1 protein-coding gene is annotated in these 1902 nt (G+C 71.2%); it reads left to right on the top strand.

Annotated elements, in window-relative coordinates:
* Positions 1 to 29: 29 nt before the first annotated feature.
* On the top strand, positions 30 to 1902 hold a 1873-nt coding region (dxs, locus tag MKK53_RS03650), incomplete at its 3' end, for a 1-deoxy-D-xylulose-5-phosphate synthase (RefSeq protein WP_243927024.1).

The following is a 1902-nucleotide window of genomic DNA, read 5'->3' as shown; positions in this document are numbered from 1 at the left end:
TGCCGATCACCCCTGAGCAATCAGCGTTGCTGGACCGTGTGGACGAGCCGTCCGATCTTCGGAAGGTGCCGGAGGCGGAGCTGCAGAGCGTGGCGGACGCGGTGCGGGCGGAGATGATCGACGCGGTGTCGATCACCGGCGGGCATCTGGGTTCGGGGCTCGGCGTGGTCGAGCTGACGGTGGCGCTGCACCACGTGTTCGACACCCCCGACGACCGGATCGTGTGGGATGTCGGGCACCAGTGCTACCCGCACAAGATTCTCACCGGGCGGCGGGACCGGATCCGGACGCTGCGCCAGGGCGGGGGCCTGTCGGGCTTCACCAAGCGCAGCGAGAGCGTCTACGACCCGTTCGGGGCGGCGCACTCGTCCACCTCGATCTCGGCCGCGCTCGGCATGGCGGTGGGGCGCGACCTCGACATGGCCTCGGCCAAGGCGCGCGGCACCGCCGAGCGGATGAAGCGGCGCAACATGGTGGCGGTGATCGGCGACGGGTCGATGTCGGCGGGCATGGCCTACGAGGCGATGAACAACGCCGGCGCCCTGCATTCGCGGCTGATCGTGATCCTCAACGACAACGACATGTCCATCGCCCCGCCGGTGGGGGCGATGTCGGCCTACCTCGCCCGGCTCGCCTCGGGCGACACCTACCGGACTCTGCGCGACGCGGCCAAGCAGCTCGGCAAGCTGCTGCCGAAGGCGATCTACCAGCGCGCGGCGGCGGCGGAGGAATACGCCCGCTCCCTGGTGGTGGGCGGGGGCACGATGTTCGAGGAGATGGGCTTCCACTATGTCGGCCCGGTGGACGGGCACAACCTCGACCACCTGCTGCCGGTGCTGAAGAACGTGCGGGACACGGAGCACGGGCCGATCCTGCTGCACGTGGTGACCCGCAAGGGCAAGGGCTACGCCCCGGCCGAAGCCTCGGCCGACCGCTACCACGGGGTGGTGAAGTTCGACGTGGTGTCGGGGGTGCAGGCCAAGGCCAAGCCGAACGCGCCGGCCTACACCCGGGTGTTCGGGGAGAGCCTGATCAAGGCCGCCGACGCCGACGAGAAGGTGGTGGCGATCACCGCGGCGATGCCGGGGGGCACGGGCATCGACCTGTTCGGCAAGGCGCACCCGGACCGGACCTTCGACGTGGGCATCGCCGAGCAGCACGCGGTGACGTTCGCGGGCGGCCTGGCGACGGAGGGCTACAAGCCGTTCGTGGCGATCTACTCGACCTTCCTGCAGCGGGCCTACGACCAGGTGGTGCACGACATCGCCCTGCAGAACCTGCCGGTGCGGTTCTGCCTGGACCGGGCGGGTCTGGTGGGGGCGGACGGGGCGACGCATGCGGGCGCGTTCGATCTGGCCTACCTGTGCTGCCTGCCGAACATGGCGGTGATGGCGGCGGCGGACGAGGCGGAGCTGGTGCACATGGTGGCCACCGCCCACGCCCACGACAGCGGGCCGATCGCCCTGCGCTACCCCCGCGGCGAGGGCGTCGGGATCGAGCTTCCGGAGCGGGGCGAGGTGCTGCCGATCGGCAAGGGGCGGATGGTGCGCGAAGACGCGAATGCGCGCGTGGCGATCCTGTCGCTGGGCACGCGCCTGGCCGAGGCGCTGAAGGCGGCCGACCTGCTGGCCGAGCAGGGCGTGGCCGTCACGGTAGCGGATGCGCGCTTCGCCAAGCCGCTGGACGAGGCGCTGATCCTCGATCTCGCGTCGCGGCACGAGGTGCTGCTGACGGTGGAGGAGGGCTCGCGCGGCGGGTTCGGGGCGATGGTGCTGCACCTGCTGGCCGAGAAGGGCGCGCTGGATGCGGGCCGGGTCCGGGTGCGGACGCTCACCCTGCCGGACACGTACCAGGACCACGACAAGCCGGAGAAGATGTACGCCGAGGCCGGCCTCGATGCCG

Source organism: Methylobacterium sp. J-076 (assembly GCF_022829405.1).
Classification (GTDB): Bacteria; Pseudomonadota; Alphaproteobacteria; order Rhizobiales; family Beijerinckiaceae; genus Methylobacterium.
Note: the sequence above shows the minus strand (reverse complement) of the source record. Positions and strands in the feature narration are given on the sequence as shown.